Here is a 14,722-nt window from a genome sequence, read left to right as displayed (position 1 = left end):
GGCTCTGCCCGCGAAGACGCCAGCCGAGTCGCCACAGATCCAACCGGCTCAAACAACCACCGGCTGCCCACCATGAACAGCTTCCCCCGCATCGCCATGCAGGGAAATCTTCGACGTCTCCGGCAGTGCCAAGCCACCGGCGAGCGCCAGCACCGAAACCGCCATCAAGTAAAACGCCGGCGACAGGTTGCTCCCCGTCATACCGATCAACCAGGTCGCCATCAGCGGCGCCGTTCCGCCAAACACCGTGTAGGCGAGGTTGTAGGTGATCGCCGAGGCCGTGTAGCGGGTTCGGGTCGGGAATGTCTCGGACAACAGTGCTGCAGTCACCACACCACTGAGCACTGCACCCACCGCCAGCATCATCACCCCGATGACGGAAGCGACGAACGAGCCTGAGCTGGCGAGCAGGAACGACGGATACACCACCGCGATGATCAACACCCCAGCGGTCCCCACCGTTACCCGACGCCCGACCTTGTCGGAGAATGCTCCCGCAACGGGACACATCAACGCGGCAAACACCAAGGCGATCACCGAGATCAACAACGCCGTGGCCCGGCTCAAGCCACCCACAACCTGCAGATAAGTCGCAAAGTAGGTAGTGAACATATAGAAGGAGAGGGCAGTCAGCGACACGAATGCACCCAGGCACAGGATCGCACCACCGTGACTGCGCAGGGTGTCCTTGAGCGGTGAATGGGCGACGTCGTGTTCTTGCTTGACTGCCTGGAACGCAGGCGTTTCATCCAGCCGCCAGCGCAGGTAAAGCCCCACCAGGCCCAGCGGCGCCGCTATCAGGAACGGCACCCGCCAACCCCAGCTGGCCATCGCCTCGGGCGACAGCGAAGCGTCCAATGCGTAGGCCATTACCGCAGCACAGGCAAACGCGCTGAAGGTCGACACCGGGATGAAGCTCCCATACCAGGCACGTTGGGTACGCGGCGCATGCTCCATGAGATAGGCACAGGCGCCGGCATACTCACCGCCGGCAGAAAAACCCTGAGCGCAGCGAATCAGCGTCAGCATGATCGGCGCAGCAATACCGATGGCGGCATAGGTGGGCAACAAACCGATCAGCGTCGTTGCACCAGCCATGAGCAGAATGGTCATGGCCAGCACCTTCTTGCGCCCGATTCGGTCGCCGAGCATGCCGAAAACGATACCGCCCAGGGGCCGGAACGCAAACGCCACGGCGAACACTGCAAAGGTTTTCAACAGGCCCGTGGCAGCGTCACCACTGGGGAAGAACTGTTGGGCAATGGCCGTGGCCAGAAACCCGTAGACCGCAAAGTCGAACCATTCCACGAAGTTGCCCACGGCAGCGGCGCAGATCACCTTTTTCAACGTCGCGGGGGATACCCGCCCCTCCATTGCATGGTCCATGAGCTTTACCCCTGTGCAGACGTGACGAGCCATTGATTATCGGGCGCGGGCTGTGACACTCCTGCCGAAAAGCGGCATTGACGTAGTCATGCCCGCAGCGCACCTGCAATAAGCCTGCGCAAGATCCACGCCAGGGCCGTTCGTCCGTTCTCGGCGTGAGGCATTGGATACGCACACCCATAAAAAAACCCCGGGCCAAGGGCGCCGGGGTTCGGTGGGTGGGTCCAAGCCTCAGAAGTCGAGGTTCGATACCGCCAGTGCATTGCTTTCGATGAACTCGCGACGGGGCTCGACCGCATCACCCATCAGGGTGTTGAATATCTGATCGGCGCCGATCGCATCCTCGATGGTGACCTTGAGCATGCGTCGCACGCTTGGGTCCATCGTGGTTTCCCACAACTGGTCTGGGTTCATCTCACCCAGACCTTTGTAGCGCTGGATAGTATGGCGCTTGGTGCTTTCGGTCATCAGCCACTCAAGGGCTTCCTTGAACTCGACCACGGCCTTCTTGCGCTCGCCCCGTTTAACGTAGGCGCCTTCGTCCAGCAGACTGGCCAACTGTGCGCCCAGAGCGGTCACAGTCTTGTAGTCGTTGCTGCCGAAGAAATCGCGGTTGAAGGTGATGTAGCTCGCCAGGCCGTGGGAGGTGATCTCCACCTCTGGCAGCCAGACGTTGCGCTCACGGTCTTCACGCAGACTGGCCTTGTACACCAGGCCCGATTTCTCGCTGGTGCGCAGACGTGCGTCGAACTTGGCCAACCAGGCCTGCATGGCCTCGTGGTCGCCCAGCTGCTCGAGTGCAACCGCCGGCAGGTACACGAAGTGCTCGGTCAGCTCCTGCGGGTACAGACGCGACAGACGCTTGAGCGTCTTCATGACCATACGGAAATCGTTCACCAGGCGCTCCAGCGCTTCCCCGGAAATACCGGGCGCCGAATCGTTGAGGTGCAGGCTCGCATCTTCCAGGGCCGACTGCGTCATGTACTCTTCCATGGCGTCGTCGTCCTTGATGTACTGCTCCTGCTTGCCCTTCTTCACCTTGTACAACGGCGGCTGGGCAATGTAGATGTAGCCGCGCTCGATCAGCTCAGGCAACTGACGGAAGAAGAAGGTCAGCAACAAGGTACGGATGTGCGATCCGTCAACGTCGGCATCGGTCATGATGATGATATTGTGATAGCGCAACTTGTCGATGTTGTACTCTTCGCGACCGATACCGCAGCCCAGTGCCGTGATCAAGGTGCCCACTTCCTGGGAAGAGATCATCTTGTCGAAGCGTGCTTTCTCGACGTTGAGGATCTTGCCCTTGAGCGGCAGGATCGCCTGGGTCTTGCGATTGCGGCCTTGCTTGGCCGAACCACCGGCGGAGTCACCCTCCACCAGGTAGAGTTCGGAAAGGGCAGGGTCCTTCTCCTGGCAGTCGGCCAATTTGCCTGGCAGGCCAGCGATGTCCAATGCACCCTTGCGACGGGTCATCTCGCGCGCCTTGCGGGCAGCTTCACGAGCACGGGCGGCGTCGATCATCTTGCCCACCACGGCCTTGGCTTCGTTCGGATTCTCCAGAAGGAAATCCGAGAAGTACTTGCCCATCTCCTGCTCGACCGCAGTTTTCACCTCGGACGAAACCAGCTTGTCCTTGGTCTGCGAGCTGAACTTGGGGTCCGGCACTTTCACCGAAATGATTGCGGTCAAGCCTTCACGCGCATCGTCGCCAGTGGTCGAGACCTTGTTCTTCTTGGCCAGGCCTTCCTGCTCGATGTAGTTGTTCAGGTTGCGTGTCAGCGCCGAGCGGAAGCCCACCAAGTGAGTTCCGCCATCGCGCTGGGGAATGTTGTTGGTGAAGCACAACAGGTTTTCGTTGAAGCTGTCGTTCCACTGCAGTGCCACTTCAACACCTACGCCGTCGTCGCGTTGCACATTGAAGTGGAACACCTGATTGACGGGCGTCTTGTTGGTATTGAGGTATTCGACGAATGCCCGCAGACCGCCTTCGAACTTGAACAGCTCTTCCTTGGCGGTGCGCTCATCCTTCAGCAGGATACCCACGCCAGAGTTGAGGAAGGACAATTCGCGGATTCGCTTCGCCAGAATGTCCCAGCTGAAGTGGATGTTCTTGAAGGTGTCGGCCGATGGCTTGAAGTGGATCTTGGTACCGGTGGTTTCGCTTTCACCGACGATTTGCATCGGCTCCTGCGGTACGCCATGCACGTAGAACTGCTCCCACAATTTCCCAGCGCGACGCACTGTCAATTGCAGGCTTTCAGAGAGTGCGTTCACCACGGATACACCAACGCCGTGCAGGCCGCCGGAAACCTTGTACGAGTTATCGTCGAACTTACCACCAGCGTGCAGCACGGTCATGATGACCTCGGCCGCAGATACGCCTTCTTCCTTGTGCACATCCACTGGAATGCCGCGACCGTTGTCGGTTACGGAAATGGATTCGTCTGGATGAATGGTGATGGTGATTTCATCACAGTGGCCGGCCAGTGCTTCGTCGATGGAATTGTCCACCACCTCGAAGACCATGTGGTGCAGGCCGCTACCATCATCGGTGTCGCCGATGTACATACCGGGACGTTTGCGTACGGCATCAAGCCCTTTCAGCACCTTGATGCTGGAGGAGTCGTACGTTTGGTTCTCGCTCATGCCTTCACTCCCGATGATCGTGGGTCTGGGTAATACCGCCATGTTCCACGTGGAACACGGCAACTGGCGTTTCCGTTTGCCAGCCTTCCCTCAATAATTCTTGATCCACACAGGTGATGAACACCTGGCAGCGTAATTCTTCCAGCAAGCGGCACAATGCGCGACGATGTTTCTCGTCCAGTTCGGAGGGCAAATCGTCTACCAGATAGATGCATTGCCCTCGGCGGGCCTGGCCTACCAGATGGCCCTGGGCAATGCGAAGTGCGCATACCACCAGCTTCTGCTGACCGCGCGACAATATGTCGGCCGCATTATGGGCGCCCATTCTGAGGCGAAGATCAGCACGTTGAGGTCCAGCCTGGGTATGCCCCATCTGCTGGTCTCTCAACAGCGAACCTGCCAATACATCGGCAAGTTCGCGATCCTTGTCCCAACCTCGGTAATAGCTCAGCGTCAACCCATCGAGCTGCACCAACTCGGCGAGTGTCTGTTCGAACACAGGCTTCAGCGCCTTGATGTAAGCACGGCGGTACTCGTCGATTTCTGCACTGGCAAGACAGAGTTCACGGTCCCACGCCGCTTGCGAAGCAACGTCAAGTGTACCATGCCGAAGCCACGAGTTCCGTTGCTTCAAGGCCTTCTGCAGGCGCTGCCAGGTCGACATGAAGCGAGGTTCCACGTGGAACACACCCCAGTCGAGAAACTGTCTGCGAATTTTAGGCGCGCCTTCCAACAGCCGAAAGCTGTCGGGATTTATCAACTGCAGCGGAAGTATCTGGGCAAGCTGGGCTGCGCTTCGCGCATTCTGGCCATCTATGCGAATGGTGAAATCGCCTTGGCGCTCTCTGGATATCCCCAGATTGCTCTGTCCACCTTCGGCCAGTTCGACTTGCCCGAACACCGTAGCGCTCGCCTGATCGTGCTGGATGATCGGCACCAGGCGCGTACTGCGGAAAGATCGAGCCAGACCCAGCAAGTGAATGGCTTCCAGAACACTGGTCTTGCCACTGCCGTTGGCGCCATAAAGAATGTTGATGCGCGGGGAGGGGGAGAAGGTCACCGGGTGCAGGTTGCGCACCGCAGTGACTGTGACGCGGGTAAGGGACATTCAGGCAGGGGTCAGAGGCGCATCGGCATGACGACATATGCCGAGTCGTCGTTGTCCGATTCCTGCACCAAGGCGCTGCTGTTGGAATCGGACAGAATCAGGCGCACCTGCTCCGTCGTCATCACGCCCAGCACGTCGAGCAGATAACTGACGTTGAAGCCGATCTCCAGCGCGCCGCCGTTATAGTCCACGGCCACTTCTTCTTCCGCTTCTTCCTGCTCGGGGTTGTTGGCCTGGATCTTGAGCTGACCGGCCGCCAGTTGCAAACGGATGCCGCGGTACTTTTCGTTGGACAGAATAGCGGTGCGGCTGAACGCTTCACGCAATGCCTGGCGATCTCCGACCACCAACTTGTCGCCACCTTTGGGCAACACGCGCTCGTAGTCGGGGAACTTGCCATCGACCAGTTTGGAGGTGAAGGTGAACTCACCGGTGGTAGCACGGATGTGGTGCTGGCCCAGCACGATGCTGACGTTGCCATCAGGCTCGGTCAGCAGGCGGGCCAACTCCAGGATACCTTTGCGCGGCACAATCACCTGATGCCGATCGGCCTGGCCAATGTCGGCTTGCATCGAGCACATGGCCAAGCGGTGTCCATCGGTTGCGACGGCGCGGATGATACCTGCCGATACTTCCAGCAGCATGCCGTTGAGGTAATAGCGAACGTCCTGTTGAGCCATGGCGAAACTGGTGCGCTCGATCAACCGGCGCAGCTTGCTCTGGACCAGGCTGCACGTCAGCGAACCCGGGCCTTCCTCGACCGTCGGGAAATCATTGGCCGGCAATGTCGACAAGGTAAAACGGCTGCGCCCGGCTTTGACCACCACCTTCTGTTCATCGACCTTGATGTCGATCAGGGCGTCGTTGGGCAAGCTCTTGCAGATGTCCATCAACTTGCGCGCGGGCACCGTGATCTCGCCAGGCTCGGCGGGCTCTTCCAGCTGTACGCGGCCAACCAGTTCCACTTCCAGGTCGGTACCGGTCAGGGACAACTGCTGCCCCTGAACGACCAGCAGCACGTTGGAAAGCACAGGCAAGGTCTGGCGGCGTTCGACGACGCCGGCGACCAGCTGCAGGGGTTTCAACAGGGCTTCGCGTTGAATGGTGAAATGCATGGTCTAGTCCCTTGCCTCAAAAGCTGCGTAGTGAATGTTCACGTGGTCAGGGTACGCAGCAGGTTCTTGTAGTCCTCGCGGATATCCGCGTCGGATTCCTTGAGTTCGTTGATCTTGCGGCAGGCGTGCAACACGGTGGTGTGATCACGGCCACCAAACACATCGCCGATTTCCGGCAAGCTGTGGTTGGTGAGTTCCTTGGACAAGGCCATGGCCACCTGCCGCGGCCGCGCCACCGAGCGTGAGCGTCGCTTGGACAGCAGATCGGAAATCTTGATCTTGTAGTACTCGGCCACCGTGCGCTGGATGTTATCCACACTCACCAGCTTGTCTTGCAGTGCCAGCAAATCCTTGAGCGACTCGCGGATCAGCTCGATGGTGATTTCGCGGCCCATGAAGTGCGAGTGCGCAATGACGCGCTTGAGTGCACCTTCGAGTTCGCGGACGTTGGAGCGAATCCGCTGGGCGATGAAGAACGCCGCATCATGGGGCAACTCAACCTTGGCCTGATCCGCTTTCTTCATCAGGATCGCGACTCGCGTCTCTAGCTCCGGCGGTTCAACCGCCACCGTCAAACCCCAGCCAAAGCGCGACTTCAGGCGCTCTTCGAGCCCTTCGATTTCCTTTGGGTAGCGGTCGCTGGTCAGGATGACCTGCTGGCCGCCCTCGAGCAGCGCATTGAAGGTATGGAAGAACTCCTCCTGGGAGCGCTCCTTGCGAGCGAAGAACTGAATGTCATCGATCAGCAGCGCATCGACCGAACGATAGAACCGCTTGAATTCGTTGATCGCGTTCAGCTGCAACGCCTTGACCATGTCGGCCACGAATCGCTCGGAATGCAGGTAGACGACCTTGGCATTCGGATTCTTCTTGAGCAGATGGTTACCCACAGCATGCATCAAGTGCGTTTTACCCAGACCCACACCGCCATAAAGGAACAGCGGGTTGTAGCCATGCTTGGGGTTGTCCGCAACCTGCCAGGCAGCGGCACGCGCCAGCTGGTTGGATTTACCTTCGACGAAGTTTTCGAAGGTAAAGGTGCGATTCAGATAGCTGGTGTGCTTGAGCGCACCCTCTACCTGCACGGTGCGCTGCTCGGAGCGCACAGGGGCCGGTTGCGAACTGGCACCGGCCATGGGGTCGAAGCTGTCTCGCGACGGTTCTTCACTGGCCGCCGAAGGCTTGGAAACGGCCTCTACAGGCGCAACTGCAGGCACGGCAGTCACCGGGGCCGCCTGCGCCTGGCTTGCCGCTGCAGAGGCTGCCAGCGGGGCGTTGAATGCAGCGCGGGGCGTCGAGCTGCGGCGGCTGCCGATCAGCAACGAAAGCGCCGGCGCGAGTCCGTTGCCGTGCTCACCCAACAGTTCGAGAAGTCGTGTCAGGTACTTCTCGTTTACCCAGTCCAGCACAAAGCGGTTGGGCGCGTAGACCCGCAACTCGTCGCCTTCGGCTTCGACCTGTAGCGGACGGATCCAGGTGTTGAATTGCTGGGCAGGCAGTTCATCGCGCAGGAGTTCCACGCACTGCTGCCAAAGTTCCACTGACACAGGTATCCCCTGAATTGAAAGCCGGCAAGGCAAAAACAACCCCCATTGTACCGACGCTCAGCACACTTATCCACATGTAGGTCCGGCCACTGGCCTGGAAAGCGTGAAAAAACCGCTGTTCAATGCCTCGAAATCTGATTCCTGAGCTCTGTGGATAACCTGACTTGAGATCTATGCACAAGTGGGGGTCGAGATCTGTGGATAACACCCCTGTGGATATCCTCGTCTTTAGTCCACAGGTTGTCCCGAGCATCGACACAGGCGCAGCACCTCTTCTGGACAGGGTTGCGAATCTCCAGGACGTACGGGCCGCAAGGGCTGAAGGCAGTTATCCACAGAAAAGGGCCTCACTAAGATCTATAAGCATTACAGAAAAGCTTTAAAATAAGTCCCTTCTCTATTTCTATATTTGATCGGCTCTGGTGTGTCATACGCAGGCTTGGAAACAGGAGGCGGATGAATCGAAGGTGAGGGTCGATGTCTACGTGCAGCGCAGGGTTCTGATAAACGATGCAAAAGTAATAGCTGGTTGGAAATTGACCTTCTGCCGCGCTTTCACTAGAATCGCCGGTCTCTTAAAACGGGGTCCATTCCGGCCCGTTGTGGACGAACCAGGTAACAACCATGAAACGTACTTTCCAACCCAGCACCATCAAGCGCGCTCGCACTCACGGTTTCCGTGCCCGCATGGCTACCAAGAACGGCCGTACCGTCCTGTCGCGTCGTCGCGCCAAGGGCCGCAAGCGTCTGGCAGTTTGATCCTTCGGCACAGGTGGTGAGTCAGGACTACGGTCGGGAAAAGCGTCTGCTGACAGCCCGGCATTTCAAAGCAGTCTTCGACTCGCCGTCTGGCAAGGTACCCGGCAAGAACTTGCTGCTCCTTGCGCGTGAGAACGGCCTCGAACATCCCCGTCTAGGGCTGGTCATCGGTAAAAAGAGCGTCAAGCTCGCCGTTCAACGCAATCGCTTGAAACGTTTGATGCGTGACTCGTTCCGTCTGCACCAGGACATACTGGCTGGCTGGGACATCGTCATCGTCGCGCGCAAAGGTTTGGGCGACGTGGAAAACCCTGAATTGCATGAGCATTTTGGCAAGCTCTGGAAGCGCCTTGCACGTAACCGGCCCGCTCCAGTGGTGAAGACCGAACCTGCAGGAGTGGACAGTCAAGATGCGTAAACTGGCAATCGTTCCGATCCAGTTCTACCGCTACGCCATCAGCCCTCTCATGGCGAACCACTGTCGTTTTTATCCCAGTTGCTCTTGCTACGCGCTCGAAGCCATCGAGATCCACGGCCTCTTGCGTGGAAGCTGGCTGACCGTTCGTCGCCTTGGCCGCTGTCACCCATGGAATGCCGGTGGTTTCGACCCGGTTCCAGACGCCCCATCACCCCGTTCTTCTTCGATAGCCGAGTAATCATGGATATTAAACGCACGATCCTGATCGTCGCCCTGGCAGTCGTGGCCTACGTCATGGTCCTGAAATGGAACCAGGACTACGGTCAAGCCGCCTTGCCGACTCAGAATATGGCTACCCAGAACCCGACCCCGGCATTGCCGGAAACGGTACCGGGCACCAACACTCAAGCCAGTGCCGATGTACCCAGCGCCAATCCTGATGCCAATCTGCCTGTGCCGACCCCTGTCGTGGTCAGCAAGGACCTGATCTGGGTCAAGACCGACGTGCTCAACTTCGCTATCGATCCTACCGGTGGTGATATCGTCCAACTGAACCTGCCCGAGTACCCTCGGCGCCAGGACATGCCGAACATTCCATTCCAGTTGTTCGACAACGGTGGTGAACTGACCTACCTGGCCCAGAGTGGCCTGACCGGTGCGAACGGCCCGGATGCGCGTTCCACTGGGCGCCCCGTGTACAGCGCCACGCAAAAAAATTATCAACTGGCCGAGGGTCAGAACCAGCTGGTAGTCGACCTGACCTACAGCGACAACGGCGTCAACTACGTCAAGCGCTTCACGGTCGACCGCGGCGAATACGACCTGAAAGTCGGCTACCTTGTGGATAACCAGAGCGCGCAGAACTGGAGCGGGAACATGTTCGCCCAGCTCAAGCGAGACAACAGCTCTGACCCGTCGTCGACTACGGCCACCGGTACCGCGACCTATCTGGGTGCTGCCCTGTGGACAAGTGGCGAGCCGTACAAGAAAGTGTCGATGAAGGACATGGACAAGGCCGGCCTCAAGGAAACCGTGCAAGGTGGTTGGGTAGCCTGGCTGCAGCACTACTTCGTGACGGCCTGGATCCCTGCCCCCGGTGACAGCAACAACGTCATGACGCGCAAGGACAACCAGGGCAACTACATCATCGGCTACACCGGTCCGACGTTGTCCGCCGCACCAGGTGGCAAGGTCGAAACCACAGCCACCCTGTATGCCGGTCCGAAGGTACAGGACAAGCTCAAGGAATTGTCCCCAGGCCTGGAGCTGACCGTCGACTACGGCATCCTGTGGTTCATCGCGCAACCGATCTTCTGGCTGCTCAAGCATATCCACGCGATCCTGGGTAACTGGGGCTTCTCGATCATCTGCCTGACCATCCTGATCAAGCTGCTGTTCTTCCCCTTGTCGGCCGCCAGCTACCGGTCGATGGCGCGCATGCGCGCCGTTGCGCCGAAACTGGCATTGCTCAAGGAGCAGCATGGCGACGATCGCCAGAAGATGTCGCAGGCCATGATGGAGCTGTACAAGAAAGAGAAGATCAATCCGCTGGGTGGCTGCCTGCCGATCCTGGTGCAGATGCCGGTCTTCCTGTCCCTGTACTGGGTACTGCTGGAAAGCGTCGAGATGCGTCAGGCACCTTGGCTGCTGTGGATAACCGACCTGTCGATCAAGGATCCGTTCTTCATCCTGCCGATCATCATGGGCGCGACCATGTTCATTCAGCAGCGCTTGAACCCAACGCCTCCGGATCCGATGCAGGCCAAGGTGATGAAGATGATGCCGATCGTGTTCACCTTCTTCTTCCTCTGGTTCCCGGCCGGCCTGGTACTGTACTGGGTAACCAACAACACCCTGTCGATTGCCCAGCAGTGGTACATCACGCGCGGTATCGAGAAAGCTGCGGCAAACAAACCTGCCGTTTAACGGGTTGCTCGACTAACCTGTGCACAAAGCGCCCCCTCGTGGGGCGTTTTGCTATCTGAAATTCGACCGGAGTATCTGCATGAACGTCGTTCGCGAAACCATCGCTGCCATTGCCACAGCCCAAGGTCGCGGTGGAGTGGGGATCGTGCGTATCTCCGGACCACTGGCCAGCGCGGCTGCCCAGGCGATCATCGGCCGTGTGCCAACGCCTCGCTACGCTCACTACGGCCCAATGCTCGACGCGCAGTGCCAGGTCATCGACGAGGGCCTGAGCCTGTACTTCCCCGGGCCCAATTCGTTCACCGGCGAGGACGTGCTCGAGCTGCAAGGCCACGGTGGGCCTGTGGTGATGGACATGCTGCTGCAGCGCTGTCTGCAATTGGGCTGCCGCCTGGCACGTCCGGGCGAATTCAGCGAGCGTGCATTCCTCAACGACAAGCTCGACCTGGCCCAGGCCGAGGCCATTGCCGATCTCATCGAAGCCAGTTCCGCCCAGGCGGCGCGCAACGCCGTGCGTTCGCTGCAAGGGGCGTTTTCCCGCCGTGTGGATAACTTGACCGAGCAGCTCATCGCGTTGCGTATCTACGTCGAGGCCGCTATCGACTTTCCCGAGGAGGAAATCGATTTCCTCGCCGATGGTCATGTACTGAGCCTGCTCGACAAGGTACGGGGCGAGTTATCCACCGTGCTGCGGGAAGCCGGGCAGGGGGCCTTGCTGCGTGATGGCATGAACGTGGTGATCGCCGGTCGACCGAATGCCGGCAAGTCGAGCCTGCTCAACCTGCTGGCCGGACGCGAAGCCGCGATCGTGACGGAGATTGCCGGCACGACCCGGGACGTGTTGCGCGAACATATCCACATCGATGGCATGCCGTTGCACGTGATCGACACCGCGGGGCTACGCACCACGGCCGATGAAGTCGAGCAGATCGGCGTGCAGCGAGCGCTGAAGGCCATTGCCGAGGCCGATCGTATCCTGCTGGTGGTGGATGCGACGGCCGCCGAAGCGGCCGACCCGTTTGCGCTCTGGCCGGAGTTCCTCGAGCTCACGCCCGATATCGGCAAAGTCACGGTGATTCGCAACAAGGCGGACCTGAGTGGGGAACCCATCGGCCTGCAGCAGGACGGCGACGGACACGTCACCTTGAGCTTGACTGCCAAGGGGGCGGGCGAGGGGCTGGAGTTGCTGCGCGAACACCTCAAGGCCTGCATGGGGTACGAACAGACCGCAGAAAGCAGCTTCAGCGCACGTCGACGTCACCTCGAAGCCTTGCGCCATGCCGGCGACCACCTTGACCATGGACGTGATCAATTGACCCTGGCCGGTGCCGGCGAGCTGTTGGCCGAAGACCTGCGCCTGGCGCAGCAAGCCTTGGGTGAAATCACCGGAGCATTCAGTTCAGATGATCTGCTGGGACGCATCTTTTCGAGCTTCTGCATCGGCAAGTAGGCGTGCAAGCACCGCCACGACCCTCGCGTGAAACCGATCAATAGCCGCCTTTCGAGGCGGCTTTTTTTTATACATGCTTCAGGAGCCCTGTGGAAAAGCCCGCCTGAGCCAGGTTGATAAGCGGGTCCGAAAGCTGATGATAAATCCGCCTGTGGGTAAGCAACCGTGTTACCCACAGGTTAATTTCGGTTATACACCGGGCTCATGAACAGGTGAACACAACCTTTAATTTCTCTATACAGCACGAGTACAGAGGGTTTCAGAACCTTATCCACAGATTTGTCGTTGCATAGTAATAAACATAAAAACAAAGCTTTAATAAATCTCTCTCTTTTAATTTCTATTACTCGGTCTATCCACAGCTGGTTATTTTTTGTGCAGAAGGGTTCTTTAGCCGAGGCAAATTCCCTATACTGCGCCGCTATCCCAATTACCCACATTGAACAGGCACGAGGTGCGTGGTGGATTTCCCTTCCCGTTTTGAAGTGATCGTCATCGGCGGCGGTCATGCCGGTACCGAGGCAGCACTGGCCTCAGCACGCATGGGTGCAAAGACCCTGCTGTTGACGCACAACGTGGAAACCCTCGGTGCCATGAGTTGCAACCCGGCCATCGGCGGCATCGGCAAGAGCCACTTGGTAAAGGAGATCGATGCGCTCGGCGGTGCCATGGCACTGGCTACCGACAAGGGTGGCATTCAGTTTCGCGTGCTCAACAACCGCAAGGGCCCAGCGGTACGGGCCACCCGTGCCCAGGCCGACCGGGTCCTGTACAAGGCGGCGATCCGCGAAATCCTGGAGAATCAACCCAACCTGTGGATATTCCAGCAGCCGGCAGACGACCTGATCGTCGAGCAGGACGAGGTAAAGGGCGTGGTCACCCAGATGGGCCTGCGCTTCATGGCCGATTCCGTGGTGCTCACCACCGGTACCTTCCTCGGCGGGCTCATCCACATCGGTTTGCAGAATTATTCGGGTGGGCGTGCGGGCGATCCGCCGTCGATCGCCCTGGCCCATCGCCTGCGTGAACTGCCCCTGCGAGTAGGCCGGTTGAAGACCGGTACACCGCCGCGCATCGACGGCAAGTCCGTGGACTTTTCGGTGATGACCGAGCAGCCGGGCGATACCCCGATCCCGGTGATGTCGTTCATGGGATCCAAGGCACTGCATCCGCGCCAGGTCAGTTGCTGGATCACCCATACCAACGCGCGCACCCATGAAATCATCGCGGCCAACCTCGATCGCTCGCCGATGTATTCGGCAGCCGGTGAAATCGAAGGCATAGGTCCACGGTACTGCCCCTCGATCGAAGACAAGATTCACCGCTTCGCCGACAAGCAGAGCCATCAGGTGTTCATCGAGCCGGAGGGGCTGACCACCCACGAGCTGTATCCCAACGGTATTTCCACGTCCCTGCCGTTTGATGTGCAGTTGCAGATCGTCCGTTCGATCCGTGGCATGGAAAACGCACACATCATGCGTCCCGGCTACGCCATCGAATACGACTACTTCGATCCGCGCGATCTCAAGTACAGCCTCGAAACCAAGGTGATCGCCGGTCTGTTCTTCGCCGGGCAGATCAACGGCACCACCGGCTACGAAGAGGCCGGCGCGCAGGGGTTGCTGGCCGGCGCCAACGCGGCGTTGCGTGCACAGGGCAAAGACGCCTGGTGCCCGCGCCGGGACGAAGCCTACATCGGCGTGCTGGTCGATGACCTGATCACCCTGGGCACCCAGGAACCGTACCGGATGTTCACCTCGCGGGCCGAGTATCGCCTGATCCTGCGCGAGGACAATGCAGACCTGCGCCTGACCGAAAAGGGTCGCGAGCTGGGCCTGGTCGACGACGCCCGTTGGGCAGCGTTCAGTGCCAAGCGCGAAGCCATCGAAATCGAGGAACAGCGGCTCAAGAGCAGCTGGGTCCGACCGAACACTGCCGTGGGCGATGCGCTTGCCGAGAAATTCGGTACGCCGTTGACCCATGAATACAACCTGCTTAACCTGCTCAGCCGTCCGGAAATCGACTATGTCGGTCTGGTCGAAGTCACCGGTGGCGGCGCGCAGGATCCACAGGTGGCCGAACAGGTCGAGATCAAGACCAAGTACGCCGGGTACATCGATCGTCAACAGGACGAGATCGCCCGGCTGCGTGCCAGCGAAGACACTCGTCTGCCTGCGGATATCGACTACGTCGGCATCTCCGGGTTGTCCAAGGAAATCCAGGGCAAGCTGGGTGCTACTCGTCCCGAGACCCTGGGTCAGGCATCGCGTATACCGGGTGTGACGCCCGCTGCCATTTCGCTGTTGATGATTCATCTGAAAAAACGCGGCGCAGGCCGTGAGTTGGAGCAAAGCGCTTGAGTTC

At 59.2% G+C, this 14,722-nt stretch carries 11 protein-coding genes; 6 read left to right on the top strand and 5 right to left on the bottom strand.

Annotated features, from left to right (window positions below):
- Positions 1-48: 48 nt before the first annotated feature.
- The 5 genes from IFT44_RS16635 to dnaA all read right to left on the bottom strand — a co-directional run bounded on the left by IFT44_RS16635 (position 49) and on the right by dnaA (position 7,805).
- On the bottom strand, positions 49-1,386 hold the full coding sequence (locus tag IFT44_RS16635) for an MFS transporter (protein WP_122480046.1): 1,338 nt from the start codon (positions 1,384-1,386) through the stop codon (positions 49-51).
- Between the two features lie 231 nt (positions 1,387-1,617).
- Positions 1,618-4,035, bottom strand: a complete 2,418-nt coding sequence (gyrB, locus tag IFT44_RS16630) for a DNA topoisomerase (ATP-hydrolyzing) subunit B (RefSeq protein ID WP_122480045.1) — start codon at positions 4,033-4,035, stop codon at positions 1,618-1,620.
- 4 nt (positions 4,036-4,039) lie between these two features.
- Positions 4,040-5,143 (bottom strand): DNA replication/repair protein RecF, encoded by a 1,104-nt coding sequence (gene recF, locus IFT44_RS16625; protein ID WP_122480044.1) that lies wholly within the window; start codon positions 5,141-5,143, stop codon positions 4,040-4,042.
- 11 nt (positions 5,144-5,154) lie between these two features.
- Positions 5,155-6,258 carry a DNA polymerase III subunit beta gene (gene dnaN / locus IFT44_RS16620; protein ID WP_122480043.1) on the bottom strand — a complete coding sequence of 368 codons (1,104 nt, stop codon included), beginning with the start codon at positions 6,256-6,258 and terminating at the stop codon, positions 5,155-5,157.
- A 38-nt stretch (positions 6,259-6,296) separates the two neighbouring features.
- On the bottom strand, positions 6,297-7,805 hold the full coding sequence (gene dnaA / locus IFT44_RS16615; RefSeq protein ID WP_192176251.1) for a chromosomal replication initiator protein DnaA: 1,509 nt from the start codon (positions 7,803-7,805) through the stop codon (positions 6,297-6,299).
- A 624-nt stretch (positions 7,806-8,429) separates the two neighbouring features.
- Between dnaA and rpmH the strand changes: the two genes are divergently transcribed.
- The 6 genes from rpmH to mnmG all read left to right on the top strand — a co-directional run bounded on the left by rpmH (position 8,430) and on the right by mnmG (position 14,718).
- A complete protein-coding gene (rpmH, locus tag IFT44_RS16610; RefSeq protein WP_043192020.1) occupies positions 8,430-8,564 on the top strand; it encodes a 50S ribosomal protein L34 in 135 nt (44 codons plus the stop codon).
- 13 nt (positions 8,565-8,577) lie between these two features.
- Complete coding sequence (gene rnpA / locus IFT44_RS16605; RefSeq protein ID WP_049860458.1) at positions 8,578-8,982, top strand: ribonuclease P protein component; 405 nt, start codon at positions 8,578-8,580, stop codon at positions 8,980-8,982.
- Complete coding sequence (gene yidD, locus IFT44_RS16600; RefSeq protein WP_082223633.1) at positions 8,975-9,220, top strand: membrane protein insertion efficiency factor YidD; 246 nt, start codon at positions 8,975-8,977, stop codon at positions 9,218-9,220. The genes rnpA and yidD overlap by 8 nt, the downstream gene beginning before the upstream one ends.
- 2 nt (positions 9,221-9,222) lie before the next feature.
- Positions 9,223-10,908, top strand: a complete 1,686-nt coding sequence (gene yidC, locus IFT44_RS16595; RefSeq protein ID WP_192176250.1) for a membrane protein insertase YidC — start codon at positions 9,223-9,225, stop codon at positions 10,906-10,908.
- Positions 10,909-10,987: 79 nt separating this feature from the next.
- The gene (mnmE, locus tag IFT44_RS16590; RefSeq protein ID WP_122480039.1) at positions 10,988-12,358 is read left to right on the top strand and encodes a tRNA uridine-5-carboxymethylaminomethyl(34) synthesis GTPase MnmE; all 1,371 of its coding nucleotides are present in this window, start codon (positions 10,988-10,990) and stop codon (positions 12,356-12,358) included.
- Between the two features lie 461 nt (positions 12,359-12,819).
- Positions 12,820-14,718 carry a tRNA uridine-5-carboxymethylaminomethyl(34) synthesis enzyme MnmG gene (gene mnmG, locus IFT44_RS16585; protein WP_192059279.1) on the top strand — a complete coding sequence of 633 codons (1,899 nt, stop codon included), beginning with the start codon at positions 12,820-12,822 and terminating at the stop codon, positions 14,716-14,718.
- Positions 14,719-14,722: the final 4 nt, after the last annotated feature.

This window comes from Pseudomonas sp. CFBP 13710 (assembly GCF_014842235.1).
In the GTDB taxonomy this organism is placed as follows: Bacteria; Pseudomonadota; Gammaproteobacteria; order Pseudomonadales; family Pseudomonadaceae; genus Aquipseudomonas; species Aquipseudomonas baltica.
This window is presented reverse-complemented; position numbering and strand designations above follow the sequence as displayed.